We start from the raw sequence: 26,163 nt of genomic DNA, 5'->3' as shown, positions 1-26,163 counted from the left end.
CTTAGTTATCTCTCGTCATTACTGTTATAAAAAGTTCATTCTTTTGAATGATGATTCGTTAAGAATTTTCGAGAATCGTATGTGTTTCACTGTTTAGTTATCAAGGTTGTTTGTCTGTCATCTCTTTGCGACAGCCTGTTTACTTTATCATATCTTTCAAATCTTGTCAAGCACTTTTTTCAAAAGTTTTTAAGATTTTCAAAATCCTGTCTAAAGCTGTTTGTTTCTGTCGTTCTGTTCAAGCGACTTGGTTACTTTATCATAAGTTCAGTCATTTATCAACAGTTAATTCGAATTTTCTGAAAACTATTTTATTTTTCAGCATTTCAGAAGCAATTCCTTGCGACAGCTTGTTTACTATACCACTGCCGCAAGGAATCGTCAAGCACTTTTTACAAAAAAGTTTATATTTTTTTGTTCAAATTATTTGTCGAATCATGTCGAACTCTTTTTCTTGCATTTTAGCCCGCCATGAGCTATACTATAACAAAGCATTTCATTTCAGTAAGTCTATTTAATATCATCTCTGGTATCTTCGGCGCTCTGCCGCTTCAGAAATCTCATGCTTTTCCCATATAGCAGCAGGAAGGTTTCTGACCAAAATGTAGAGATTTACATTAAGAGGCCTTCCACCATCTTTATAAGGAGGTCTTCTATGAACAATGTATCTTTACCTGTAAACCGTATTTACAAGGATCGACTCTACAAGATGATTTTTAATGACAAATCAGAATTACTGAAACTTTACAATGCAATTAACGGAACTCATTATGATGATCCTGCAATGCTAACAATTACTACATTGGATAACGCAATCTACATGACAATGGAAAATGATCTTTCCTTTATTATTGATATGCGCCTGGCACTTTATGAACAACAGTCCACGGTAAATCCCAACCTGCCTTTACGCTTTCTCATGTACATAACAGATATTTATTCAGCCTATACGAAAGACATGAACATATATGGTTCCAAGAAAGTGCAGATTCCGCTGCCTTCCTTCGTAATCTTTTATAATGGTGTGAAGTCGCAGCCAGACAGGACAGAATTTCTTCTTTCAGAGTTATTTCATCCAACAACCGACCAACCAGCGTTGGAATTGAAAGCGGTTATGCTTAACATCAATAAGGGGCATAACCAGGAATTAATGAATGCCTGTCATACCCTTCGTGATTACTCCGAATATGTTGCTCGCATTCGTACCTATTCTGCTGAAATGCCACTGACTGACGCAGTTGAGAAGGCAATTACCGAATGTATCCATGAAAACATCCTGCGGGATTTTTTACTAAAGAACCGAGCGGAGGCGAAAGCTATGAGTATTTATGAATATGATGAAGAGAAAACCTTGCGTATGTTTCGGGAAGAGGGTTATGAAGACGGAGAACGGAATGGAAAAATCCAGGCAACTATTGAAATGTGTTTGGAATTTAACCTCTCTTCAGATGCCATTGTTCAAAAACTAATGACGAAATTTCAGTTTTCTGAAAACCAGGCACAGGAATATCTAGACAACTATATAGCTCAAAATTCTTAAACTAATTTTTTCTATGAATAATTGTAATTTCATAATATCCTTGCGCAAAACTGGCGGAGGATAAATACATTCCTCATCTGGAAGCATCTCCCCCGCCGCCTTATTTCCTACAGAAATTCCTTCAGCTTCTCCACATTCTCCTCTTCGAATTCCTGCAGCCGTTCCATCAGTTTTTTGATGTCTTTCTCCACGTCATTTTCGTACTGATGAAGCTTTTTCACGGCTTCGGTAATTCCCATGCTGCTGCCCTGGATCAGCATTTTGGCGATGTGGGAGGTGGAGTCATCGGCCATGGTCTGGAGGTTAACCATAAGGTAGGTGCGGATTTTTTCAAAGGTGCCAAGACCTTTTTCGTCATATCCGTTCCGATTCAGAATATCCCTGGCTTCGTTATGAAACTTCCGATAGCCCTCAATCTGCTTTTCCAGACATGTCTGCAATTTTTCGTCTTCCGTGATCTCAAGCAGCTGCTCCAAGGTGTCTATACCCATCTGGGAATTCTGATACACATAGTTTAGAAATTCTACATCGGCATTCATAAGCGTGTCTCCTTTACTGTAAATCCATTTCTTTACATATGAAATAATAAAACTATCCTCTATGTCTATTGTAGAATTCCCATTTTTGCCGTTATTATTCCAATACACACCCATATTCTGCCCTTCTTTTCGCTAAATATAGTTTCCAAATCAGCCTCATAGCCTGCTTACTCCATTTTATTGCTTTGATATGAAATTTCATTCAAACCATGCTTCCATGGGCAAAGAGGCCACGAATATTTGAGAGGCTGGACAGTATGGACAACAGAAGCAAATCATGCAAAGCTTCAATTTGCAACTACTCACTTTTACTCATACTTTACAATTTCCTTCTTCAGCCTCTTCATGATCCGTTTTTCCAGCCTGGAAATATAAGACTGTGAAATCCCCAGAAGGTCCGCCACTTCTTTCTGTGTTTTCTCCCTTCCCTCCTGCCTTCCAAGCCCGAACCGCAGTTTGATAATCGTCTGTTCCCTTGGAGAAAGCTTGGAAATTGCTTTTCCCAGAAGCTTGATTTCCACCTCGTTCTCCAGCCTCTGGGAGATCACATCATCATCCGTTCCCAAAATATCGGAAAGCAAAAGCTCGTTTCCGTCCCAGTCCACATTCAGAGGCTCATCTATGGAAACCTCCATTTTCGTCTTACTATTGCGTCTGAGATACATAAGAATTTCGTTTTCAATACATCTGGATGCATACGTAGCCAGCTTAATATTTTTTACCGGGTTAAAAGTATTGATTGCCTTGATCAGCCCAATCGTACCAATGGAGATCAGATCCTCCACACTCACACCTGTATTATCAAACTTTTTGGCTATATAGACCACCAGCCTGAGATTGTGCTCGATCAAGGTAGACTTAGCTTCTTTCTCCTCTGGTGTACCCAGTTTTTCAAGGATCCTCGCTTCTCTTTGTGTTTCCAGTGGCGGCGGCAGAATATCACTTCCACCAATATAATAAACCTCTCCCTGTCTGCCGAGCAGGAATCTGGGCATTACCTGAAATGGATAATACGCTGCACTTGCTGATCTGTTCATGAATAAGTCCCCCTCCTAATGCAAAATTCTGGAATTCAACAGTACCTGGTACTCTTTTCCCAAAGCAGAGGGTTCCACGGCCAGCGCCAGCACCGGATTTGCCACATGAATCACCTCCCTGGGAGTGTGAATACAAAGGTCATCTAACACCACTGCCAGCAGCACGCCTTCCTCCCCGATTGTCTTATAGGGCAAAAAGTGCGGATGCAAGTCAGCCGGCTCTGTACCTTCCAGCTCCCCTGGGTTCTCCTTAAGGTGTTTCAGCCTGTCTGCATTTTCCTGCGGAAGCAATGCTTCCAGAACCTCCGGTTTTATAATAAATACCTCCTTCTGGCTGATGGGGTCTACAAGAAAATTTCCTGTATCCCAAAGCCCGAAAAACGGTTGTACATTTCCCCGATAGGACAGGGTGACTGGATAAATATTTTTCCATCTGGCACGGAAAGAATCGCTAAGATAGATCAGTGCACTAAGTCCCATGTAGGCTCCTGCGGCAACAATCAAAAAGCGTATGGGTGTTGCCTTTTTTACAGGTGCTGCTTCCATAAGGCCTCCCATGAAAAAAGCCATCAGGTAAACAGTCACCAGTGCTTTTACCAGAAGTCCGTTTTTCTTAAGATCCAGTCCAAGAACCAGCATGCCCCAGGCACATCCTCCATGGAGCAGTACCTTTGCAGGAAAAATCATATCCGGCAGTACATATAAAATGAGGCAGGAAAACAGAGCGCCAACGGCTGCCGCCAGCAAAATCCTTCCACGATTTCTTTTTCGCAGGAAAAGCTTTCCTACAATGCGAAGAAGAACGTAATCCATTAAAAGATTCGTCAGAAAGACGATGTCTATGTATACGTCATAATACATAAAAAGCCCCCTGTGGCCTGTCGTCCGTTACCTTTTGTGGTAACGTCAATCCTTCACTTTGGTAAGTGAACCCATTATACGGTCACAGAGGGCGCAGATTTTGTCAAAAAGGGGCGGGAAATCCTAAGAATTTCTCGCCCCAAATCGACAGCATGATCTGTCATTTTTCGTTATTTTGTTCTAAATTAATTCTGTCAATATTATTTTCAATTAAAGCAATTCATTTTTTCATGCTTCGTGCAAAATTAATTCTACTGCTTTAATTCGTCTTCTTCATTTTTCTCATGTAAAGCATCCAGAAGACTTCTCAGTTCTCCAATCGGAAACTGTCCCGGTGCAGATGCGGCGCCAACTGTTCCAAAGGTAATGCCAGAGCCGAAGTTCTCTCCGGAAATTCGGGTAATAGAACCAATACTTCCCATTGCCATGGATACCAAAGGCTTTTCGCACTCCTGTCTCATAACATTTGTTGCCTCCATAATTGCTGCCACGTCTTCGAAACCATGAGGCATTACCGCCATTTTCAAAATATCAGCGCCTGATTTTTCCATTTCGCGGAAGCGGTTTAAAAGAACCTCCTGACTGTCTGTTTTGTGGAAATCATGGGAAGAAGCGATCACTTTGACTCCTTCTTTTTGAAGCTCTGCCACCAGCTTTTTCTTCTCTTCCGAATTACTCATAACTTCCACATCAACCAGGTCTGCCTTTTTGCCTTTTGCAATATTTATATTGCAGGCAGCGTAATCCTCCAGAGAAATGGTAATATTTCCGCCTTCCTCACTTGTCCGGATTGTAAAAAGCAGTGGTGTTTCACCAAGAATTTCTGCCAACGCTTCAAGCACATTCTGGCAGGCTTCCGGATTCATCAGTTCTTCAAAGAAATCTGCACGCCATTCCACCAGATCTGCAGCTGCTTTTTTGGCATCCTCTGCTTCCTGGCAGATTTTTTCTCTGGTGGTTCCAGTAAGAGGAACGCAGATTTTCGGGATTCCTGCTCCAATGGTCAGGTTCTTTATCTGAATAGGTTTTGTCATTTCTTGACATCTCCTTTCTCATAGAATAATATATACTTAGTAATACTTTAATGATTTCCAGTTTTAAACTAAATGAAAGTTCATGTTCCAATATCTTAAGGCTGTTCATACTAGAGCGTGTTTGAAAAAGGCTTTCTGCAAGATGTGCGTCACAATTTGTGGAAGATTTCGCTCGGATGAGGGCGCCGTAGCGGGCTACGGCAACCGAATTCGGGTGAAATATACCGCAAAGTGGGGCGTGCAGATTGCGGGAATGATTTTTCAAACACGCTCTACCCCGGATCAGTCACTGCTATTGCCTTGGACTTTCAAAATAATAGAAACTTCAGGAGGTACCTTATGATCCCAATTACCGGTCACACACAACTTACCGCACTTCTTGGAAGTCCGGTGGCACACAGTATTTCACCACTTATGCACAATGAAGCATTCCATCTTCTTGATCTTGATTACACTTATCTTTGCTTCAATGTAAACGAGGAAAATCTGGAAACTGCTGTCATGGGACTGAAAACTTGCGGAATCCGTGGCTTCAACCTTACCATGCCAAACAAAAACAAGATCGTGGAGCTTCTGGACGAGCTTTCCCCTGCTGCCCGACTGATCGGCGCTGTGAACACCGTAGTCAATGACAATGGACGCCTTACCGGCTATAACACTGACGGTGTAGGATACATGCAGGCTGTCAGAGATGCAGGATATGATGTGATCGGAAAAACCATCATCATCATGGGGGCCGGTGGTGCAGCTACTGCCATCTGTGCACAGGCTGCCCTTGACGGGGTAAAAAAAATCCATATTTTTGCCCGTGAGACCAGTCGTTTCTGGAACCGCACACAGAAGCTGGTGGAAAATATCAACGCCACTCTTCCCTGCCAGGCCATTCTTCACGAAAACAAAGATAAAGAAGAACTGGCACAGGCTATCTCCGAAAGTGCGCTTCTTCTCAATGCCACCTCAGTGGGGATGGCTCCTGATACAGAAGGGTCCATTATTGAAGATACCAGTCTTTATCATCCGGATCTGATCGTGTCAGATGTGATCTACAATCCCCGTGAGACACGATTCTTGCGCGAAGCAAGAGAGGCTGGCTGCCGCACCTTCAACGGTATGTATATGCTGCTTTACCAGGGGGCTGAAGCGTTCCGTCTGTGGACAGGAAAAAAAATGCCAGTGGAGGAAATTAAGGCGAAATACTTTTCCGAATAATGCATTCATCTGCTATAATTCACAAAATTATATATTTTTTAACCTAATCCAGCTATATTTTATAACAATGTTAATATTTTCAAGAAAGGCGCCGCATCTCACAGCAGCGCCTTTCTTTTATATGGAAATCACTTTCTTATTCATCACTTAAAACTTTTTCAGGAAATCCGGCTTATTTCTGCTCTTCCTGAACCTCTACCTTACGGTTCTCTCTGCTCTTGATCTCAGCTTTGATAGAAGTAATGAACTCTCCAAGATCCTTTGCACCTTCATCTCCCAGGAAACGGCTTCTTACAGAAACTTTGCCCTCTTCCTCTTCTTTTGCACCAACAACCAGCATATAAGGAATCTTCTGAAGTCTTGCCTCACGGATCTTGTAACCGATTTTCTCAGCACGGGTATCAATTTCGACACGAATACCAGACTCTTTCAGCTCGTTTACAACCTTTTCTGCATAATCCATATATTTATCAGAAATCGGAAGCACCTTCACCTGTACAGGAGCAAGCCATGTTGGGAATGCACCTGCAAAATGCTCGATCAAAATACCGATAAAACGCTCGATGGATCCAAAAGCAACACGGTGGATCATGATCGGACGATGTTTCTCGCCGTCAGCACCAACATATTCACAATTAAAACGGAGCGGAAGCTGGAAATCAAGCTGGATAGTACCACACTGCCAGGTTCTTCCGATGGAGTCCTCAAGATGGAAGTCAATCTTCGGTCCATAGAACGCTCCGTCTCCCTCATTTACTACATAATTAAGCCCGAGGTCGTCAAGAGCTCCGCGAAGAGCGTCTGTAGCCATCTCCCAGTCCTCATCACTTCCCATGGAATCTTCCGGACGTGTGGAAAGCTCTACGTGATATTTGAAACCAAACAGCTGATATACCTCGTCAATCAGTTTTGCAACCCCTTTGATCTCCTCACGGATCTGCTCCGGCATCATAAAGATATGGGCATCATCCTGTGTAAAGCAGCGTACACGCATAAGTCCGTGAAGCTGTCCGGATTTTTCATGACGATGTACCAGACCAAGCTCACCCATACGAAGCGGCAGATCACGGTAAGAACGTGGTTCTGACTGGTATACAAGAATACCTCCCGGACAGTTCATTGGCTTGATTGCAAAATCCTGATCGTCAATTACAGTTGTATACATATTTTCTTTGTAATGATCCCAGTGTCCGGATGTCTCCCAAAGATGACGTGCCAGCATGATCGGTGTGGAAATCTCAACATATCCTGCTTTCTGATGGATTTCTCTCCAGTAATCAAGAAGAGTATTCTTCAGAACCATTCCCTTAGGAAGGAAGAACGGGAATCCAGGACCTTCGTCGCTCATCATGAACAGACCAAGCTCTTTACCAAGCTTTCTGTGGTCACGTTTCTTCGCCTCTTCCATACGGGTAATATATTCTTCCAGATCTGCTTTCTTTGTGAAAGAAGTTCCGTAGATTCTGGTAAGCATTTTATTCTTCTCGCTTCCTCTCCAGTAAGCACCTGCAATGCTGGTAAGCTTGAATGCTTTTACCGGTTTGGTTGTCATAAGGTGAGGTCCTGCACAAAGGTCAACAAACTCACCCTGCTGATAAAAGCTGATCTCAGCATCTTCTGGAAGATCTTCGATAAGCTCCACTTTATATGGCTCATTTTTCTCTTTGAAGAATGCGATCGCTTCTTCTCTGGATTTGGTAAAACGGGTAATCGGAAGTGCTTCCTTTACCACTTTCTTCATCTCAACTTCGATCTTTGCAAGATCCTCTGTAGTGATCGGGTTCTCGCTGTCAATATCATAATAAAATCCGTCTGCAATAGATGGTCCGATTGCAAGCTTTACATCCGGGTACAGTCTCTTGATTGCCTGTGCCATAATGTGGGATGTGGTGTGACGGAAAGCGCCTTTTCCACCCTCATCCTCAAATGTCAGGATGCTTAACTCGCAGTCCTTGTCAACTACATGTCTAAGGTCAACAACTTCTCCGTCAACCTCTCCTGCACATGCAACTCTTGCAAGGCCTTCGCTGATATCAGCCGCGATGTCGATAACGGATTTTGCTTCTGCGTATTCTTTTTTAGAACCGTCTTTTAATGTGATAATCATGATTCGTGTCTCCTTTTCTTTTTCTGAAACTGTATCCGGCAGGAAACTGTCTGATACGAAAAACGTATGGTAACGTTTGACTGAGCACTGAAAACCAAACATTTTCTGTACTCCCATGCAGGGACGAGACGAGCTGCAGTCTCCAAGGTCACACACAAACGTGGACTTTAACTCATTGCTCGTGAAAAACAAAAGCCCCTTACAATGCTCTCACACTGTAAGGGACGAATATACTCGCGGTTCCACCCTGCTTGCCATAGCATACGTATCTGTAAACCAGGCCACTTATTTGATGGTAACGGAATCACCGGACCGGATTAGGGCCACTCGGAGGTAGTTTTCAACTGTTTCCTGATAAGGCATTTCCAGCCGCCTGCCTCTCTCTGAAACATTCCACAGTTTACTCTTCTCGTCAACGTGTTTTCTTATCACTGTGTCCCATTATAGCCTTGGGTTTTGGGTTTGTCAATAATCTGCAAAATAAAGATGATAAAAAATTAGATATTTCCCCGAAGTTTTTCTTTTACAAGTGCTGCTACTTCCCGCACCACATAATGCACCTGCATAATAGGATCTGATACCGCCGCAATTCCATAAGGATGTTTATATCCCAGCTTTTCCGCCAATTTTACTGCCCGGTACACGTGAAAATTATTTGACAATATTCCCGTATTTTTCTTACTGCACCCGGTAAGCTCATCGGAAAATTTCAGATTTTCTTTCGTGCTTGTAGACTTCTCTTCCAACACCAGCCGCTCCTGTGAAATACCATGCGCTGTCAGATAATTCTCCATACATTTTGCTTCCGTAATATCCTCCCCAAAGCCCTGTCCGCCGGAAAGGATCAGCGTGGTATCTTCATTCTCCCTGGCATATTTCAGTGCCGCCTTCAGACGAAGTTCCAGGGCCTTGGATGGTACATCTCCTTTTACATGAGCGCCTAACACAACTACATAATCCAGGTTCTTTTTCCCGGAAGACTTCATTCCGGAAATCACACAGCTGCAGATAAATCCAAAACAGACAATTCCGATCAGCACAGCCACCATGATCACAGTTCCCAGCCATCCAGGGAAAATTCCCGGATGATTTCTGCCATAGCGGATCAGTACTGCGCCGCCTTCCAGAACCGCTGTAAGCAGTACCCAGAACCAGGCAAAATCAGCTGTAATGCCAGCATATACCACGATCAGCACATAATAAGCCAGGCTTAAAATCCCGGCGCAAAAACAAAATAAACTCAAATTCTCTTCTCTCTTTCTAAATTCAAATCCACTCTGCGTGTTTCACTCATTACTCGCACAAAGCAAACTGATTCATACTTGTAGAACTCATAAATCAACTAATTTTCCTATAAATATACACGAAACGGATTGCCTGGCAGTCATCCACCATTGCAATCCGTCCCCACAGCCGGAATCCACCGGATCCCGGTCTATATTCACATTTTATTATTTGTTTCTACCGCAGCAGAATTTATATTTCTTTCCGCTTCCGCATGGACACGGATCGTTACGTCCGATCTTGTGTGCCTTTACAACAGTACCGGATTTCTTCTGCTCAAGATAAAGCTCTTTACGTTTCTCCGGGGTAAAGATCTTGTCCCATTGTGGAAGATTGTAAAGCCAGTCAGCCTTAGCGTCTACCATGTTCTTGTAAAGAAGCTCTTTGTCAAAACAAAGACTTACGGTAGTATTCTCATCCATAGTCTCGATCGGGTTCTGAACCTTAAGGCTGTCATTGATTCCATCAAGGAAACCAACCATGGTGAGCACTTCCTGATTATATTTCTCAGCCAGCTCTTTAACTGTACCAGTAACTACTTCGTCCGGATTCTCAAGAAGCTGTGCATAAATGTTCTTCTCAATGTTAAAATATTTTGCCCAGAACTGCTGAAGTTTATTACGATCTGCCTGCTGGTCATAGGCAATGGCACGCCACTGCTCTAAAATGGTCTTGTCGCTCATTTCTTATTCCTCTTTTCAACAAAATTTCGTAATTATGCCGTTTTACAGCTGAAATTTATTATACCATCTTTTACTGAAAAACACAAATCTTATTTTTTTTCCAAAATTTTCTTGCAGATTTTCCATAAAATTCATACTATTTTTCTGTAACATATGTATAAAAAGCCAGTGACAGGTTCATACTATGAGTGTTCAGTAAAATGAACCAACAAATTCATTGAACCCCCTTCAATGATGACGCATTACAAAAGATAAGCGAGATTAACTTATATCCTCCCCGAAACGCCCCGGCTTCTGAAGTACTAGCTGAAGCCGGGGCGTTAACTTTCCTGTTTTGCTGTTTTTTTCTATTTTACTCCAAGCTTCTCCAGTTCCTTTGCAGCCTGCTTCAGATCATGGAATTCAATGGCATGAATACCAAGCTTTCTTGCAGCCTCGCAGTTCTCCGGGCGGTCATCCAGGAAAACGCTCTCCTCCGGTTTTAAACCGAATCTGGAAAGAAGTGTCTCATAAATATCAGCCTCCGGTTTGATCTGCTGAACCTCACAGGAGAAAATCACACCATCCATATTTTTCAGAAAAGGCATTTTACCTGGTCTTGTCTGATCCAGCATGAATTGGCTGTAGTTTGACAGAATGTACAGATGATAGCCCTGGCTTTTCAGATAGCTGGTCCAGGTTTCGGCGTAATCCTTAATTCCAATTGTTTTTCCTGATTCTTCGATCACACGCTTTACATCCGCTTCGTACTCGGCCGGAAGTTCTGCGATAAACTGTTTCCGGTATTCTTCTTCAGGAAACAGGCCACGGTCACGCTCATTCCAGATCTGGCTCTTAAAAACCTTCTCAGCAATCAGCTTCTCTTCTTCTGCCGAAAAGTGGAACGCTTTCAGATAGCTTTCCCAATCATAGGAAACCAGAACCTGTCCCACATCAAAAATTATGTTTTTCACTTCGCCTGCGACCTCCTTTTCCTCTTTCTTCAAAAGTTTATAAACCATAAGAAATACATAAGCCAGCACTGGCACCAGAATTACAGTACCTACTGCCGCCTTAAAATTCCCCTGTGCGTTATCGCCGCTGCCAAAAGCAAAGATCATAGGCAGACAGCAAACTGCCAGTAAGACTACCACTCCCAGAATGGCAGCTGCACGTTTAAAATTTTTCATTCTTTATTCCTTTATAAAATCCGTTTTCTTTTTTGTCATCTAGAGCATCGAAAATTAAGTTTCTGCTATATTGGCGCAGCAGATAAAAATCAGACAAGTCAATATGGCAGTTACTTAATATTCGATGTACTAGATACAAGATACGCCGGAGAGAACCTCCGGCGCAGTCACATTTCAATTACCGATCACTCTGTAACCAGTAATGTATTCTTACTTACAAGCGTCTGATACGCAGCCGCTTTTTTCCCAATTATTTATTTCTGTAAATAATATCGTTTCTTCCTGGTCCGTTGGAAACCATGGTGATCGGGTATCCGATCTTCTCCTCGATGAATTCGATGTATTTTCTGCAATTCTCCGGAAGATCCTCATAGTTCTTTATTCCACGGATATCACATTTCCATCCTGGAAGCTTCTCGATCACCGGTTTTGCTTTCTCAAGTCTGGCTGTGGTCGGGAAGTCTGTGGTAATCTCTCCGTCGATATCGTAAGCAACACAAACCGGGATCTCATCCAGATAGCCAAGTACGTCAAGTACTGTAAATGCCACATCTGTAGCACCCTGAAGACGGCAGCCGTATTTAGATGCAACACAGTCATACCATCCCATACGTCTCGGACGTCCAGTGGTAGCACCGTATTCTCCGCCATCACCACCGCGTCTTCTAAGCTCGTCAGCCTCTTCTCCGAAAATCTCGGAAACAAATGCACCGGCACCTACTGCGCTGGAATAAGCCTTGCTTACAACAACAATTTTCTGGATCTCATATGGAGGCACACCTGCTCCGATTGCACCATATGCTGCCAGTGTGGAAGAAGAGGTAACCATTGGGTAAATACCATGGTCAGGGTCTTTCAAAGTTCCAAGCTGTCCCTCAAGAAGGATCTCCTTGCCCTCTTTCAGTGCATTATTCAGATACAAGGAAACGTCGCATACATATGGTGCAACCATTTTCTTGTATTCCATCAGCTCTGCAAAAAGCTCATCAACGTTCAGAAGCGGTTTGTGGTATAAGTGCTCAAGAAGAACGTTCTTAGTTTCACAAACGCTTGCCAGTTTCTCCTTCAGGCGATCCTCGTCAAAAAGCTCATTTACCTGAAAACCGATTTTTGCATATTTGTCAGAATAGAAAGGTGCGATACCGGATTTAGTAGAACCGAAAGATTTGCCTCCCAGACGCTCTTCCTCATACTGGTCAAACAGAATGTGGTACGGCATAACCATCTGTGCTCTGTCAGAGATCAGAATCTTCGGTGCCGGAACACCTTTGCTTACAACCTCATTGTATTCTTTGAAAAATACAGGGATATTCAGTGCAACACCGTTGCCGATCACACTTGTGGTGTGTCCGTAAAATACACCTGACGGCAGAGTGTGAAGTGCGAATTTACCATAGTCGTTTACAATGGTATGTCCTGCATTTGCACCACCCTGGAATCTAACGATAATATCAGCTTTCTCAGCGAGCATGTCGGTAATTTTACCCTTACCTTCATCTCCCCAGTTTGCTCCAACTACTGCTTTGATCATAACTCAAATTCCTCCTGTGTCTGATCTGAATTTCATTAAAAAAGAAATTAACAACCTTTTATCATACATTAATCTCAGCTGTCATTCCAAGCATTTCCTTGTGGGAATCCAGAACCGGATTTACAACTTTTGCAATAAAGCTTTCGGTCTGCTCTTTGGCACGTCCCACATATTTCTTCGGATCCATGGTCTTCTGAAGCTCTTCCAGGGTCAGGTTAAATGCCGGATCTGCTGCGATCAGCTCAAGAAGGTTGTTGTCCTTACCTTCTACCTTAACATTCCTGCCTGCTTCCATGGAAAGCTCACGGATGCGCTCATGAAGCTCCTGACGGTCTCCACCTGCTTTTACTGCGTCCATCATAATGTTCTCAGTAGCCATAAATGGCAGCTCAGCCATCATGTGTTTCTCGATAACCTTCGGATAAACCACAAGGCCATCTACAACATTCAGGCACAGATCCAGGATTCCGTCAATTGCAAGGAAGCCTTCCGGTACGGAAAGACGCTTGTTGGCGGAGTCATCCAGAGTTCTCTCAAACCACTGGGTAGCAGAGGTGATGGCTGGATTCAGGGCATCTACCATCACATATCTGGAAAGGGAAGCAATACGCTCACTTCTCATCGGGTTTCTCTTATAAGCCATAGCGGAAGATCCAATCTGGGATTTCTCAAATGGCTCCTCTACTTCTTTCAGATGCTGAAGAAGACGGATATCGTTTGACATCTTGTGTGCACTTGCTGCAATTCCTGCCAGAACATTGACAACACGGGTATCAACTTTACGGGAATAGGTCTGTCCGGATACCGGATAGCATTCCCTGAATCCCATCTTGGCAGCGATCATCGGATCGATCTTGTCGATTGTCTCCTGGTCTCCTTCAAACAGTTCCAGAAAGCTTGCCTGTGTACCTGTAGTACCTTTAGAACCAAGAAGCTTAATGGTGCCAAGAACATATTCCAGATCTTCAAGATCCATCATGAATTCCTGTGTCCACAGTGTGGCACGCTTTCCAACGGTAGTCGGCTGTGCCGGCTGGAAATGGGTAAATGCAAGTGTAGGCTGATCTTTATATTTGTCAGCGAACTTGGAAAGCTCTGCAATTACGTTTACCAGTTTCTTCTGAACCAGTTTCAGAGCTTCTGTCATAACAATAATGTCTGTATTATCTCCTACATAACAGGATGTTGCTCCCAGGTGGATGATTCCCTTTGCTTTCGGGCACTGCACACCGTAAGCATATACATGGGACATAACATCGTGACGCACTTCTTTCTCACGGGCCTTGGCAACATCATAGTTGATATCGTCTGCATGAGCTTTCAGTTCATCAATCTGTTCCTGGGTGATGTTCAGTCCAAGCTCCTTCTCAGTCTCTGCCAGAGCGATCCAGAGTCTTCTCCAGGTGCGGAATTTCATATCCTGTGAAAAAATGTACTGCATTTCCTTGCTGGCATAACGCTCAGACAAAGGGCTTGTATATCTGTCTGTACTCATTCTTTCTCTCCTGTTTCTAAGTAAGTTTTTATCATTTACTTTGCGGATCAACTGTTTTTTTCCACATACAAGGGGATTATATAACATCCAAAGATTTTAAGCAAGCCCCTGATGGAATTTCCCAAGGAATTCCTTCATTCTTACATGTTCTGATGAAAATACCTCTTCCGGAGTGCCTTCCACTGCGATCAGACCGTCATCCATAAAGATAATCCGGTCGGAGATATCACGAGCAAAGCTCATCTCATGGGTAACAATCACCATGGTGATATGCTCGGCTGCCAGGTCTTTGATTACTTTCAAGATTTCGCCAGTGAGCTCCGGATCCAAAGCAGATGTGGGCTCATCGAAGAAAAGAATATCCGGGTTCATGCAAAGGGCTCTGGCGATGGAAACTCGCTGCTGCTGTCCACCTGAAAGCTGGTATGGATAATAGTTTTCTTTATCTGAGAGTCCCATTTTCTTCAGCAGTTCTCTGGCCTGAGCGTAGACTTCTTTTTTGTCTCGTTTCTGGACTTTGATAGGAGCGTCTGTAATATTTTTAATCACGGAAAAATGGGGAAAAAGGTTAAAATTCTGAAAAACCAATCCGATTTTTCCGTTTTTGATGATTTCGCCGCCGTCTGGTGTCTCCAGACCAGTGGCACAGCGAAGCAATGTAGACTTACCAGAGCCGGAGGGACCGATAATACTAAGAACCTCGCCCTTGTCTACTTCCAGGGAAATGTCACGGAGAACGTCCAGGGCTCCGAAACTTTTCTTTATGTGTTTCATTTCAAATAATTTCATATAGTGACTCCTTCTGGTTACCCGCACACAGTTTTACAATGTATATTCACTGCAGGTTGATGATAAATTATTAGCGGTAATAGTTCAGTTTTTTCTCTACTTTATCCATAATCACTGCTACCAGCAGGTTAAATACATAATAAAATACAGCCGCTACCACAAACGGCACCATCGTGGTCTGAGAGCTGGCAATCTGTTTCGCCAAAGTGAACATTTCAGCTACCGCTACAACAAACGCCAATGAAGTATCCTTTACCAGAGTGATTACTTCGTTGGTAATAGATGGCAAAATCCGTTTAAATACCTGGGGAAGAATGATGCGGAAGAAGGTCTGTGCTTTTGAGTAGCCAAGGATTCTGGCTGCTTCATACTGACCTACTGGCATGGATTCAATTCCACCACGGTAGATTTCTGCAAAATAAGCGGCATAATTAATTGCAAAAGCAATAAATACAGCGATCAGGCTGTAACCCATGGAAATTCGGATTCCAAAAATAAAATATGGTCCGAAATATACTACCATCAGCTGCAGCATAAGAGGTGTTCCGCGCATAATGGAGATATAAGCAGAAACGATCCATCTGATTATCTTTATTTTGGACATTTTACCCCAACAGACCAGAAGGCCAAGTGGCAGGGAAAATATAAGGGTTACAAAGAAAATTTCCGTAGTTACGGTCATTCCCTTTGCAAGCTGGCTTAACATTACACTAAAACTCATAGTTACTGTGTTCCTCCTGTTGATACTTGTGTTCTAAGGGATCGCATTTCACGTTTCATTTCATTCTATAATTCACATTCTGCGAATCAAGCTCCTTCTTTTGGAGCAGACCCCTTCTCGCTAAGAAAAGAGGGTGCGCCAGGTACCCTCTTTTTTGCGTATATTCGTGTTTATAGTCTATGTGAATTATTCAGCCTCATCCTCAGCAGTATCTGCGTCAGCTGCCTCATCAGAATCTGCATTTTCTTCTGCCGCATCTGTGCTCTCTTCTGTCTTATCCGCTGCTTTCTCATCTCCCAGGCAAAGCATGTCAGCTACACCATACTGCTCAGCCAGTTTATCAATCTCGCCCTCATCATACAGCTTCATAACCTCGGTCCATACGGTATCACGAAGCTCCTCGTTTCCTTTGGCAAATCCAATACCGTACTGTTCGCTCTGAATCGGCTCGTCAAGGATCTTATATTTACCCTCTTCTCTCTGAGCCAGCTGATATTTGGCAACTCCGATATCAACAGCAACAGCATCAGCTGCGCCAGAATCAATATTCATAAATGCGGTATTGTAATCCGGATTCTCTGTAAGGGATGCAAAACTGTCTGTCAGTTCTTTGTTATCCTCGCTGTTCAAAGCATCAAGTGCTGCAGATGCAGCCTGTACTACAACATTCTTCCCTGCCAGATCTGCCAGTGTCTCAATTCCGGAATCGGAAGTGACTACCATAACCTGCTCGTTATTCAGATATGGATCAGACCATGTATAATCATCCTCACGTCCATTGATGGTAAAGCCATTCCAGATACAGTCAATATTTCCGGAATTCAGCTCCATATCCTTGGAATCCCAGTTAATTGGTTTCTTTACAAGCTCCCATCCAAGATTATCACATACCTTCTGTGCCACATCCAGGTCAAAGCCAACATATTCGCCACTTTCATCCATATAACCAAAAGGCGGATACTCTGCATCAAATCCAACAGTCAGTGTCTTGCTGTCTGCATCTGCATAAACAGTCACACCAGAGCAGATACCTGCTGCCACCAAGGCACTCATCATAATCGCCAGCATTCTTTTTTTCATAATATCTATCCTCCTGAAATCTAATTCTCATTATTTTAGTGCGTTTTCACTCTACCATGTTAAAGCATGGTTGTATGGTAGCATACGAAAGTAATTCTGTCAATATAGTTTTTGCAATTTGACGAGCAAGTTCCAGCCAATAGTTACTGTTCACTCCGTTCACAGTAACGCGCTTCGCGATGCACAGAAATCATGCAAAGCATGATTTCGCGCCGCAATTCTCGGGTTTTCTGTGAACTTTGTTCACAAAAACACCTCGCGGAACGTTACCAGTGAACAGTAATAACCAATACATAGCATTTGGACAATGGTTATTGCTCTAGCGAGCCATTTCAGGCGCGTTCTTAGCGTAGATGAAATCCAGCGCTTACGAAGACTTATGCGTGAGGGCTCTCCCGAACGCATTAGTCGCAGTTAGCGATTAGTTCATCGTAGCGTTGCGCCGGCGAGTGAGTAATAACCATTGTCCGAATGCGTCCGCCTTAAATAACTTTTCACTCACCAACCAACAAAGCACAGGTTCATCACGAACCTGTGCTCCTATGATACTCTCCAGTCAGCTTCTCCAGCATTTCATCCGCCTTCCCTGGTCTTATGCTGACCTCCTTTTTCTGCGCAAACTCATCCAATGCCTTTTTTAAAGTATCCTTCACTTCCTCCGATACATTCAGCTCCTTCAGCCTGTTCTCATACTCCTGCGGCTTCTTCACGCTGCGATAAGCAAGCAGATAGCAAACCAGCTCCTTAGGATCGCTCTGGGTAAGGAACGCCTCCCAGAAACACTCCATTGCTTTCTCCATCTGAAAAAGATAGCTGTACGCACATCCAAGGTTATGCCACACACTCATGGTCAGTCCCGGTCTTATCTGCTCCAGCCCTTCTTTTTTCAGAAGCTGCTGATACACCTTGATGGCACTTACATACATCTTATTCGCTACCAGGGCATCCCCTTTTCTCTTTTTTCGAAGAAGAGGTGCCTCCTGATCCAGCTTGGCAAGCTTTACATTCAATGCCTTCAGCTCATCGTAAGTAAGATAATTGATCTCCTTAAATACCGGATAAAGCACATCCTCCGCACTGGCAAACTTACCAAGATGAGGACGTAGCTTGGCTGCCAGCCTTGGCAGATCCAGTTCCTCGCTGATCCAGGTACAGAGATTTTCATTTATAACAGAAGAATCCACCAGATAAAGATTGTGGTACAGAAAGTAGCAAAGCTCCTCCAGTGAGTAAATATTGGTATTAATACTCTCCACAAAAAACGGCTTGTCCGCCTTTTTTGTCTGACATAAAATATAACCGCTCATTTCCAGCCTCCTTTACCACTCTACCAGTTCGTCCCAGACCTTGCCACTGGAAGGGAACATTTCTCCAAATCCAAGATCTTTTACAACAACGCGGCATTTCTTCTGTGACACATATGCAAGGGCCAGAGACAGTCTTGTAGTCTTATTGGGACGCTCAGGAAGTCCGGGCAGTCCCATAATTACTTTCTTCTTGTGCTTCTCGCCGAAGGTTCCAACAACAAAAACGAGCTCTGTTATATCATCCAGGATCAGCTCGCATCCAGCTTTACACTCATACCAGTTCTTACCAGCCTCAATAAGCGGGTAATACGCCGGTGCACCCATCACCCGCATTTCCATTCCCACATCTTTCAGCACAAGAGCAGGACTCATATAACGGTACCCCTTCAGGATCTTATCCTCAAGGCGCTCCTTTCCAGCTGCACATGCACCTTTTGCAAAAAGATTATTTCCATAATAAACCTTTCTTCGCTGCATGCAAAGGCTTCCAATGGACATTTTCGCCCAATCCGGGCTGAAACCATATCCTGTAATCTGAATGCTGGAAAAAAGACCGGTTCCAAGAGTCTCCTTAATAAAATCGCGGAAAGCCTCATCTCTGGCTTCCACAGCCTTCTCTCCCTCTTCCTCAGGTGCTGTAAGAGATGGAAGGACCGTCTTCTTCGGCTCCTCAAGGCGTACCAGCACCGGCCTTGTACTACTGTCCATAGTCAGCTGCTGAAACTTCACTTCATCCTGGTGAAAAGAATACCAGCCGATACTCCGGTTCCAGGTCTCTCTTTTCTGAGTAAGGGAATAATAATAAAAGCTCTCTCCATGGTCTATCAGCATGTACTGATCCTTCGAAAAACCAATGGCCTGGCAGGCTTTTTCCATATTTTTCACCTGGGGATCCTCAATCTCAGGACTTGTGATCACCAGACATTTTGTATTTTTTACAAGATCTGCAACTCCCAGAAATTTCAGCATACCCTCCAGAAAAACCTGAAGCAGCTCCCATGGCTCCACCTGTTCTCCCAGAATCTGCACATTGTCTTCTTTCTTACAGATTCCATACAGGTCATCTACCATCTGTCCCCCTTTTTCCCGGGCAAAATAAACTGCCTCAAGACCAATGGTGTACTCTTTATGCTCTCCGCGCCTGCAAATACAGGTAGGTGCTTCAAACTCCTGAGCACCAACCTTCATGGACACAGAGCAGGGTTCCTCCCCTTTCCGGTCATAATAGCAGATCTGGGAATAGTCTTTTCCAAAATCAATTCCTATGATCAAATCACGAATTTCGTTCATATATTCAGTCCTCTTCTGTAATGACAAACATTTCTTTTACATACTGTTCCTGGCGGAAATACTGCTTCAGTCCCTGTTTCACCTCATGATGCTTGTCCAGTTTCCGCGCAGACAAAATCTGATTAATCATCTGGTACTTGCTGAACGGTGTACCTTCCACCTTGCTCATTCCAAGTACCCGCTCCGGCGTTCTTTTGGTCTGTCCATTACATTCCTCTGAAAAATAATAATGCAAAGTTTCCCCGTAAAACATGGTAAACGGCTTGGTAAAAATACCCTCATATACATTCTTAAGAGGCTCTGTCTTATATTCCAGCGCACGTCCAAGTCCGGTATCCAAAGCATATACAAGGGTTACCTTCGCCTCCGGGCTGGTGTGATATTCCACACATGTTTTGTCATCCATCTGATACAGGCTCAGAATTTCCGGTGGAAGTCTGTGGAAGAAAGAAAATACCATTTCTTTGTCCATGCACATTTTCAGAAGCTCTTTTTCTATGGAAAGAAGAGCCTCTTTTCTGCTCTTTTCCCTGGAAAGCTCTTTAAACAAAGCCAGATAGCAGACTTCATTTACCATCCATTTCTGCATATATGCATTCAACAGACAGTTTTTCACAAAAGGACTCATGGTGTATTCTTTTACAAAAATGCCATAGGAAACATGGGTCAGATATCCGCTTACGATCCACTCCCTTCCGGAATGGCGAATGTAAGATTCCAGAACATGCTCTCCCTCCTTGCGGTAATCCGTGGTAAACATAAGAAGCTGAAGGATTTTTTCCTCCAGATCATAGGTATCCATTTCAAATCCCACAGCACTTTTCCAGATGGAAAACATTTCATCCACAGGTCCAAAACGATATTTCATAAGATATGTGAGGATCACCTCATCATAAAATCCATTTCTGTAAACATCAGATGCCAAAGCCAGAAGTTCCTCATCTTCCAGCATGTCGCAGCGCACGATCATGCGGCTCACCAGTTTCAGAAGGCTTCGCATGTCCACGCCCTCATAGCCGAATTCCTCCACAATGGCCTGTGCCTGGGAAAAAAGGCCGCGGCTTATAAGGACCACCAGAAGCTTCTGCCTGTCCACACGGGCGTATTCCCGATAATCCATCTGCTTTAAATATTGATCCAGATCTTCGCCAAATACATGCTCTGCATAATAATCCAGAATCCTGCGACGTACCTTCTGCTTATACTCCATGCAAAAAGCATCGGATTTGACCAGTCTTTGAAAAATATCCAGATTATCTTTGTCCAGTTCATGGCTTTCGCAATAATGAAGAAGCACACCTGGCTCGTCCACGCCAAGGGCAAGAACTTTTCTCACTGCCCCATCCTCATCCATGGTCTTCTTCAAGCTGTAATCTACAGTAGCACTGTATCTGCGCTGCTTGTCATCCTGAAAAAGGATAGCAGCATCTTCTGTATAAATTCTTGGATAAGCTACGCCCTGAACACAGGTATAAGTCTCCTCTGATTCCATCTGACTGTGACGAACGATCACATAGCGGACTTTTTTATCATCAAAATAAAGGCGGTGGGTAAACATTTTCTGCGCAATGGAATCTGCCGCCTCTTTTGTGCGAGGCTCCATCAGAAACTCCTGATATAAAACGGCGTAGCTCTCATTCATTTTGCCCTCAGCCAGTTTTTTCCTGGCGAAATCCCGCATACCTGACATATAGCGCTGGTATGCTGCCGGCTCTTTTTCCTTATTTGCAATAATGCAGGAATAAATAAATGCCCGCTTGGAATCTCCAAGGGAATCGCTGTTGTAAGTAAAATACATGAGAAGAGCCTTTGGAAGCTCAATCCGTCTGGAAGTGTCCATAGTCTCCACATAATACTCATAAAGTCTTGTAAGACGCAGCCCATGCTCCACTGCCAGGGAAAACCAGCGGAAATATTCGGTCTTTCTTGGGTTTCCCTTCATCACATATTTGCAGATGGCTTCCAGGGTATCCTCTGAAGAATACTGTTCATAGCCCTTTGCCAATGCCTGATAAATACTTTCGTTATAATCTTTCTCATACCCAGAAAGATATGCAAGACGCATTACCAGCTCCTCTGTAAGAAGGTTTCTTCTTGCCGCGAAACGGAATACCTGTCCCCAGAAGCTGTTCAGCCTGTGAAGAAGAGTCATGTCCTTGCAGATGATCTTCCATGCTTCCAGATAGAGGAACGGACTCCTGCAGCCCTTGCCAAACTGCTCTTCCAGCACAAATAATGCCTTGGACGGAGTCTCCTTGTATGCAGGATCCAGCTTCAGCAGGATCCATAAAAGCGGAAAACTGTCACTTTTTTGCATGTAAAAATTGCGGATTCTGGACAGGGCGTGAACCTTGTCCTTATATAAACCGGTAAGCGTGCACAGATACAGATAAATTCCAGCAAACTCCAGATCATCTCTTGTATAGGATTTATCCTGATAGCTTTCCAGAAGAACTCTTGCTTCCTCATGATGGTTCTCCATGTAAAGAAGAAAGGCCTCATACATCTGGTATTCCGGATAATCACATCCGGACTGGTGAAGCTGGTTCAGAATATAGTGGCTGCTTGCACTCCAGGTGGAAAAATCCATCCAGCTGTTGACCCCTGGATTCTCCTTTCCCGCAAGACAGCTTGCCACAGCAGTCTCATAGCACAAGTAGGCCAGACAGTCTTTTTGAAGATCCAGTTTACTCTTCTCCTGAGTCAGACGGATATCTACATCCAGTTTACCACTTGTGGATGCAACAACGGTATAAGTAATCTCCTGATAAGGGCTTTTTACTATAATTTTGCCAAACTGATTGCCTTGTCTTAATTTCTCCTTGTGTACCAGATATTCCACTTCATAATGGCTGCCAATAAAATCTTCGTCTGTTACCACCTTGCGGGGAACTTCCAGAAACTCTCCAACAGCTTCCACATCAAGGCGCAGATGCCCCCATCCGCTTCTCTGAATATAAAAAGATTCTTTCAAAGAGTCTTTCAACTCATAGTATTCTTTGCCCACCTCTCTGGCACTTATGGTTACTTTTTCCTTCTTGCCTGCGGCAATGAGAAATTCTTCCAGATGCTGATATGTCACCGGCTGTCTGGACAGACCATAATAAAGTGTCTGGATCTTTTGATCCTCATTTTCCAGAATTCTGGTGAAGCTGGCATCTTTAAAAATACGGAATGCCTCTTTAAAATCATCCCGGGCAACTTTTACAAATTCGTCCAGATTCCCTACCACACCTGAAAAACTGCGTATTTCCTCTTTCTCGATCTCAATTTCAAAAGGAAGACGAGCCTCTCCAATATTTGTAGTAAAACACAGCCATCCCTTCAGGTTTTCTCCTGGGGCAAGTCCTACCGTATCAATTCCAAGCGGGAGACGCACAGTAGTTCCTGAAATATGGTCCATTCCCGGTACCACCCGGCGGCTGGAGGAAGTAACATAACCGCGGATCTTCTGATTATCCTCTGTTCCAACGTACACTTCCCCTCTCTTCGTCTCCCCTGCTTTCATGGTCAGGGAAATCTTCTCCTTGGAAAAAAGGAGCTGGGGCTGTTCATATTCAAACTTTCCGTTTAAAAGCTGTTCGATCTTTTTTTTCAAAATCATTCACCTTACGTCTTTCGTGTTCTTGTTACTGTCCACAACCTTCACAGCAACACGCCTCTCAGAACATTGCCGTTGAACAGTAATCCTATTACTGCTGTCACTGCCTCTTTCGAACCAGAGCCTTTTTCAAACACGTTCCAGGCAGTTACTCTGACATTATTATAATGATTTTCACCCTTTATTTCAATGTAAAATATAAAAAGAATCCTGCCACGATTTTTTCCGCAGTAAAAAAAGGCAGCCAGGCACTTAAAGCCTGTATTTTTCATAGACTATATAGAAATCCCCTTTGAGGTAGCGATTTGAAGACATTTTTGAAACCTTTGACAATGGCCGAGGAGCAGTATTATCTTCAGCAGTACCAAAGGGGCGATATGGAAGCAAAAAATATTCTCATAGAACGTAATCTGCGGCTTGTTGCCCATGTAGTAAAAAAATATCAGGGAACAGATGTAGAACTGGACGATCTGATTTCCATTGGCACCATTGGATTAATGAAAGCCATCTCCACATTTGATTCCACAAAAACAGCCCGGCTGTCCACATATGCAGGAAAGTGTATCAACAATGAACTGCTTATGTTATTCCGATCCCGCAAGAAGCATTCCCGGGAAATCTCGCTGTATGAACCCATTGGTACAGACAAAGAAGGCAATGAGATCAGTCTTCTGGATGTAATGGAAGGACCGGCAGTGGACGTTGTGGAAGAGTATTCCACCAGAGAAGATATCCGTCATGTACTGGATTCCATGAAGTCTGTACTGTCTTCCAAAGAATATGAGGTAATCTGCTGCCGTTTCGGTCTCTTTGGGCAAAAGGAACAGACGCAGCGGGAAATCGCCAGGCACCTTCACATCAGCCGCTCCTATGTATCCAGAATTGAAAAAAACGCCCTGCAAAAATTGCGGACGCTTTTTCCTGAAAACGGGTAAAACACGCTCTGCGAGTTTTACCCCTATGATTATTTGTTACTGTTCATTCCGTGACCAGTAACGATTATTTTTCTGAATTACTCTCAGACTTATGCTTCACTACGGCGGAGAATATCATAAACTTCTGCACCACCGCCAAGATCTACAAACAGCTTCTGCTGAGGATGGGGAGCGCTTTCTACGGAATTGCCCTCCTCATCATAGATAGCTTTTACAGGAACCAGAAGATTGGTTCCATCCGGTTTCATGATCTCGATCATCTCTCCTACTGTAAACTTATTTCTCTGTGTAATCTGCACATAGCCTCTCTCATCTACAGCTTCTGCAAATCCCAGATAGGTATATCCCTTCTCATAGGTATTATTGTCATAGATCTGTGCTTCCTCGCTTGGTTTGCCATAAAAGAAGCCAGTTGTAAATTTACGGTAAGTGCAGCCTGCGATCTGCTCCTGATACCAGGACATGTTTGCCTGATATTTGGCCGGATCTTCCAGGTAATCATCAATAGCCTTGCGGTAAGTACGTGCAACAGTTGCTACATAAAGAGCTGTCTTCATACGACCCTCAATCTTCAAACTGTCGATTCCGCTTGTGAGAATGTCATCCATGTGCTCGATCATGCAAAGATCCTTGGAATTGAAAATGTAAGTACCACGCTCATTCTCATAAACCGGCATATACTCCCCGGGTCTTGATTCTTCCACAATGGAATATTTCCAACGGCACGGATGTGTACAGGATCCCTGATTGGCATCTCTTCCTACCAGGAAATTGCTGAGAAGACAGCGTCCGGAATAGGAAATACACATCGCTCCGTGAATGAAAGTCTCAATCTCCATATCATCTGGAATATTGGCACGGATCTGGCGAATCTCTTCTAAAGAAAGCTCACGGGCAGTTACCACACGCTTCGCTCCAAGCTTGTACCAGAAGCGATAAGTCTCGTAGTTTGTATTATTTGCCTGGGTACTGATATGACGCTCAATCTCCGGACAGATTTCCTTGGCATAGGTGAAAATACCAGGGTCAGCGATGATCAGGGCGTCCGGTTTTAACTCCTTAAGCTCTTTCAGGTACTCTCTTACACCAGCCAGATCATAATTATGCGCAAGAATATTCACTGTCACATAGACTTTTACACCATGCTCATGAGCAAATGCAATTCCCTGAGCCATCTCTTCTTTTGAAAAATTGCGGGCCTTGGCTCGAAGACCAAAAGCCTCTCCTCCGATATAAACAGCGTCTGCTCCGAAAACCGTGGCAATCTTCAGAACTTCAAGACTGCTTGCCGGAACTAATAATTCTGGTTTACGCATATAACTCCTCTTTCTTTACACTGATGGATGCCCCGTCTCCCAACGGAAGAATGGAGGTCTCCAAAAGCGGATTGTGTTTCAGTTCATAGAGATACTGACGCATGCGCTTATAAATGGTACGATTGCGCCTCTCTACAAGATAATGGGATTCGATAATGTCCCCTTCCTGAAGAACATTATCAGAAACAAGAACGCTGCCCTTATGCATTAATTGAAGCACATCCGGCAGCCAGTTCATATACTGCCCCTTGGCAGCATCCATAAAAATAAGATCATAAGTTCCAGTAAGTTCTTTCAGGATTTCTCCTGCATCCCCGGTAAGGAACTCTATCTGGGATTCCCTTCCTGCCTTCCTGAAATTCTCTCTGGCAATTGGGATCCTTTTTTCATAATTCTCAATTGTTGTTATTTTCAGATTCTCAGGTCCGTATTCGCACATCAGCAGAGTGGAAAAACCTACTGCCGTTCCAACCTCCAGTATTTTCATTGGCCGGGTTGCTGCAAGAAACATTTTCAGAAAGCTCTGCATTTCCTTGCGGATAATGGGAACCTTTCCTGCAAGTGCTTTTTTTTCCAGTTCTTCCAGAAAAGGAGTATTCCCCATATCAAGAGAATTGATGTAAGTGCGCATTCTC

The 26,163-nt window shown here is 43.7% G+C and carries 23 protein-coding genes; 4 read left to right on the top strand and 19 right to left on the bottom strand.

Annotated features, from left to right (window positions below):
* The first annotated feature begins 655 nt into the window (after positions 1–655).
* Complete coding sequence (locus AB5618_RS13890) at positions 656–1,540, top strand: hypothetical protein (RefSeq protein WP_148463753.1); 885 nt, start codon at positions 656–658, stop codon at positions 1,538–1,540.
* Positions 1,541–1,647: 107 nt separating this feature from the next.
* On the opposite strand, the gene AB5618_RS13885 is transcribed toward AB5618_RS13890, so the two are convergent.
* The 5 genes from AB5618_RS13885 to AB5618_RS13865 all read right to left on the bottom strand — a co-directional run bounded on the left by AB5618_RS13885 (position 1,648) and on the right by AB5618_RS13865 (position 5,234).
* Entirely contained in the window at positions 1,648–2,193 is a 546-nt protein-coding gene (locus AB5618_RS13885) for a hypothetical protein (protein WP_330604800.1), read from the bottom strand.
* A gap of 194 nt (positions 2,194–2,387) precedes the next feature.
* Positions 2,388–3,074 (bottom strand): RNA polymerase sporulation sigma factor SigE, encoded by a 687-nt coding sequence (gene sigE, locus AB5618_RS13880; protein WP_173772878.1) that lies wholly within the window; start codon positions 3,072–3,074, stop codon positions 2,388–2,390.
* A gap of 57 nt (positions 3,075–3,131) precedes the next feature.
* Complete coding sequence (locus tag AB5618_RS13875; protein ID WP_118584313.1) at positions 3,132–3,977, bottom strand: sigma-E processing peptidase SpoIIGA; 846 nt, start codon at positions 3,975–3,977, stop codon at positions 3,132–3,134.
* A gap of 251 nt (positions 3,978–4,228) precedes the next feature.
* Positions 4,229–4,957 carry a type I 3-dehydroquinate dehydratase gene (gene aroD, locus AB5618_RS13870; RefSeq protein ID WP_334284993.1) on the bottom strand — a complete coding sequence of 243 codons (729 nt, stop codon included), beginning with the start codon at positions 4,955–4,957 and terminating at the stop codon, positions 4,229–4,231.
* Positions 4,851–5,234 (bottom strand): DUF6783 domain-containing protein, encoded by a 384-nt coding sequence (locus AB5618_RS13865; RefSeq protein ID WP_334284992.1) that lies wholly within the window; start codon positions 5,232–5,234, stop codon positions 4,851–4,853. Before AB5618_RS13865 ends, aroD begins: the two co-directional genes overlap by 107 nt.
* On the opposite strand from AB5618_RS13865, the gene AB5618_RS13860 reads away from it, so the two are divergent.
* Both AB5618_RS13860 and AB5618_RS13855 read left to right on the top strand, forming a co-directional pair.
* Positions 5,154–5,354 carry a DUF6783 domain-containing protein gene (locus AB5618_RS13860; RefSeq protein ID WP_306467801.1) on the top strand — a complete coding sequence of 67 codons (201 nt, stop codon included), beginning with the start codon at positions 5,154–5,156 and terminating at the stop codon, positions 5,352–5,354. The two genes, AB5618_RS13865 and AB5618_RS13860, sit on opposite strands and share 81 nt — an antisense overlap.
* On the top strand, positions 5,351–6,220 hold the full coding sequence (locus tag AB5618_RS13855; protein ID WP_195589040.1) for a shikimate dehydrogenase: 870 nt from the start codon (positions 5,351–5,353) through the stop codon (positions 6,218–6,220). The genes AB5618_RS13860 and AB5618_RS13855 overlap by 4 nt, the downstream gene beginning before the upstream one ends.
* Before the next feature lie 172 nt (positions 6,221–6,392).
* Here AB5618_RS13855 and thrS read toward each other — a convergent pair whose 3' ends face one another.
* The 12 genes from thrS to AB5618_RS13795 form a co-directional block, all read right to left on the bottom strand.
* A complete protein-coding gene (gene thrS, locus AB5618_RS13850) occupies positions 6,393–8,330 on the bottom strand; it encodes a threonine--tRNA ligase (RefSeq protein WP_347709132.1) in 1,938 nt (645 codons plus the stop codon).
* Between the two features lie 494 nt (positions 8,331–8,824).
* Positions 8,825–9,571: a YdcF family protein gene (locus tag AB5618_RS13845; RefSeq protein ID WP_148461311.1), complete on the bottom strand. Its 747-nt coding sequence runs from the start codon at positions 9,569–9,571 to the stop codon at positions 8,825–8,827.
* A gap of 207 nt (positions 9,572–9,778) precedes the next feature.
* A complete protein-coding gene (locus AB5618_RS13840) occupies positions 9,779–10,294 on the bottom strand; it encodes an SEC-C metal-binding domain-containing protein (protein ID WP_118578503.1) in 516 nt (171 codons plus the stop codon).
* 347 nt (positions 10,295–10,641) lie between these two features.
* Positions 10,642–11,463: an HAD family phosphatase gene (locus AB5618_RS13835; protein WP_118578516.1), complete on the bottom strand. Its 822-nt coding sequence runs from the start codon at positions 11,461–11,463 to the stop codon at positions 10,642–10,644.
* Between the two features lie 250 nt (positions 11,464–11,713).
* Positions 11,714–12,994 (bottom strand): adenylosuccinate synthase, encoded by a 1,281-nt coding sequence (locus tag AB5618_RS13830; RefSeq protein WP_118578517.1) that lies wholly within the window; start codon positions 12,992–12,994, stop codon positions 11,714–11,716.
* Between the two features lie 61 nt (positions 12,995–13,055).
* Positions 13,056–14,489 carry an adenylosuccinate lyase gene (purB, locus tag AB5618_RS13825; protein ID WP_226837675.1) on the bottom strand — a complete coding sequence of 478 codons (1,434 nt, stop codon included), beginning with the start codon at positions 14,487–14,489 and terminating at the stop codon, positions 13,056–13,058.
* Between the two features lie 96 nt (positions 14,490–14,585).
* Complete coding sequence (locus tag AB5618_RS13820; protein ID WP_118578519.1) at positions 14,586–15,278, bottom strand: amino acid ABC transporter ATP-binding protein; 693 nt, start codon at positions 15,276–15,278, stop codon at positions 14,586–14,588.
* Between the two features lie 70 nt (positions 15,279–15,348).
* Positions 15,349–15,999: an amino acid ABC transporter permease gene (locus AB5618_RS13815; protein ID WP_173716412.1), complete on the bottom strand. Its 651-nt coding sequence runs from the start codon at positions 15,997–15,999 to the stop codon at positions 15,349–15,351.
* A 186-nt stretch (positions 16,000–16,185) separates the two neighbouring features.
* Positions 16,186–17,079 carry an amino acid ABC transporter substrate-binding protein gene (locus AB5618_RS13810; protein ID WP_368366847.1) on the bottom strand — a complete coding sequence of 298 codons (894 nt, stop codon included), beginning with the start codon at positions 17,077–17,079 and terminating at the stop codon, positions 16,186–16,188.
* Between the two features lie 524 nt (positions 17,080–17,603).
* Positions 17,604–18,386 (bottom strand): hypothetical protein, encoded by a 783-nt coding sequence (locus tag AB5618_RS13805; RefSeq protein ID WP_118578530.1) that lies wholly within the window; start codon positions 18,384–18,386, stop codon positions 17,604–17,606.
* A 12-nt stretch (positions 18,387–18,398) separates the two neighbouring features.
* Positions 18,399–19,676, bottom strand: coding sequence for a DUF5716 family protein (locus AB5618_RS13800; protein WP_173773367.1), 1,278 nt, complete (start codon positions 19,674–19,676; stop codon positions 18,399–18,401).
* Between the two features lie 4 nt (positions 19,677–19,680).
* The gene (locus tag AB5618_RS13795) at positions 19,681–23,274 is read right to left on the bottom strand and encodes a DUF5717 family protein (protein WP_244095563.1); all 3,594 of its coding nucleotides are present in this window, start codon (positions 23,272–23,274) and stop codon (positions 19,681–19,683) included.
* 308 nt (positions 23,275–23,582) lie between these two features.
* Between AB5618_RS13795 and sigK the strand changes: the two genes are divergently transcribed.
* On the top strand, positions 23,583–24,212 hold the full coding sequence (gene sigK / locus AB5618_RS13790; protein ID WP_148461293.1) for an RNA polymerase sporulation sigma factor SigK: 630 nt from the start codon (positions 23,583–23,585) through the stop codon (positions 24,210–24,212).
* Positions 24,213–24,301: 89 nt separating this feature from the next.
* On the opposite strand, the gene AB5618_RS13785 is transcribed toward sigK, so the two are convergent.
* Entirely contained in the window at positions 24,302–25,528 is a 1,227-nt protein-coding gene (locus AB5618_RS13785; protein ID WP_195477053.1) for a U32 family peptidase, read from the bottom strand.
* Positions 25,521–26,159, bottom strand: coding sequence for an O-methyltransferase (locus tag AB5618_RS13780; protein ID WP_368366846.1), 639 nt, complete (start codon positions 26,157–26,159; stop codon positions 25,521–25,523). Before AB5618_RS13780 ends, AB5618_RS13785 begins: the two co-directional genes overlap by 8 nt.
* Between the last annotated feature and the right edge of the window lie 4 nt (positions 26,160–26,163).

The organism is Ruminococcus sp. J1101004sp1_RTP21198st1_B9_RTP21198_201120 (assembly GCF_040924245.1).
GTDB lineage: Bacteria > Bacillota > Clostridia > Lachnospirales > Lachnospiraceae > Blautia_A > Blautia_A faecis.
Note: the sequence above shows the minus strand (reverse complement) of the source record. Positions and strands in the feature narration are given on the sequence as shown.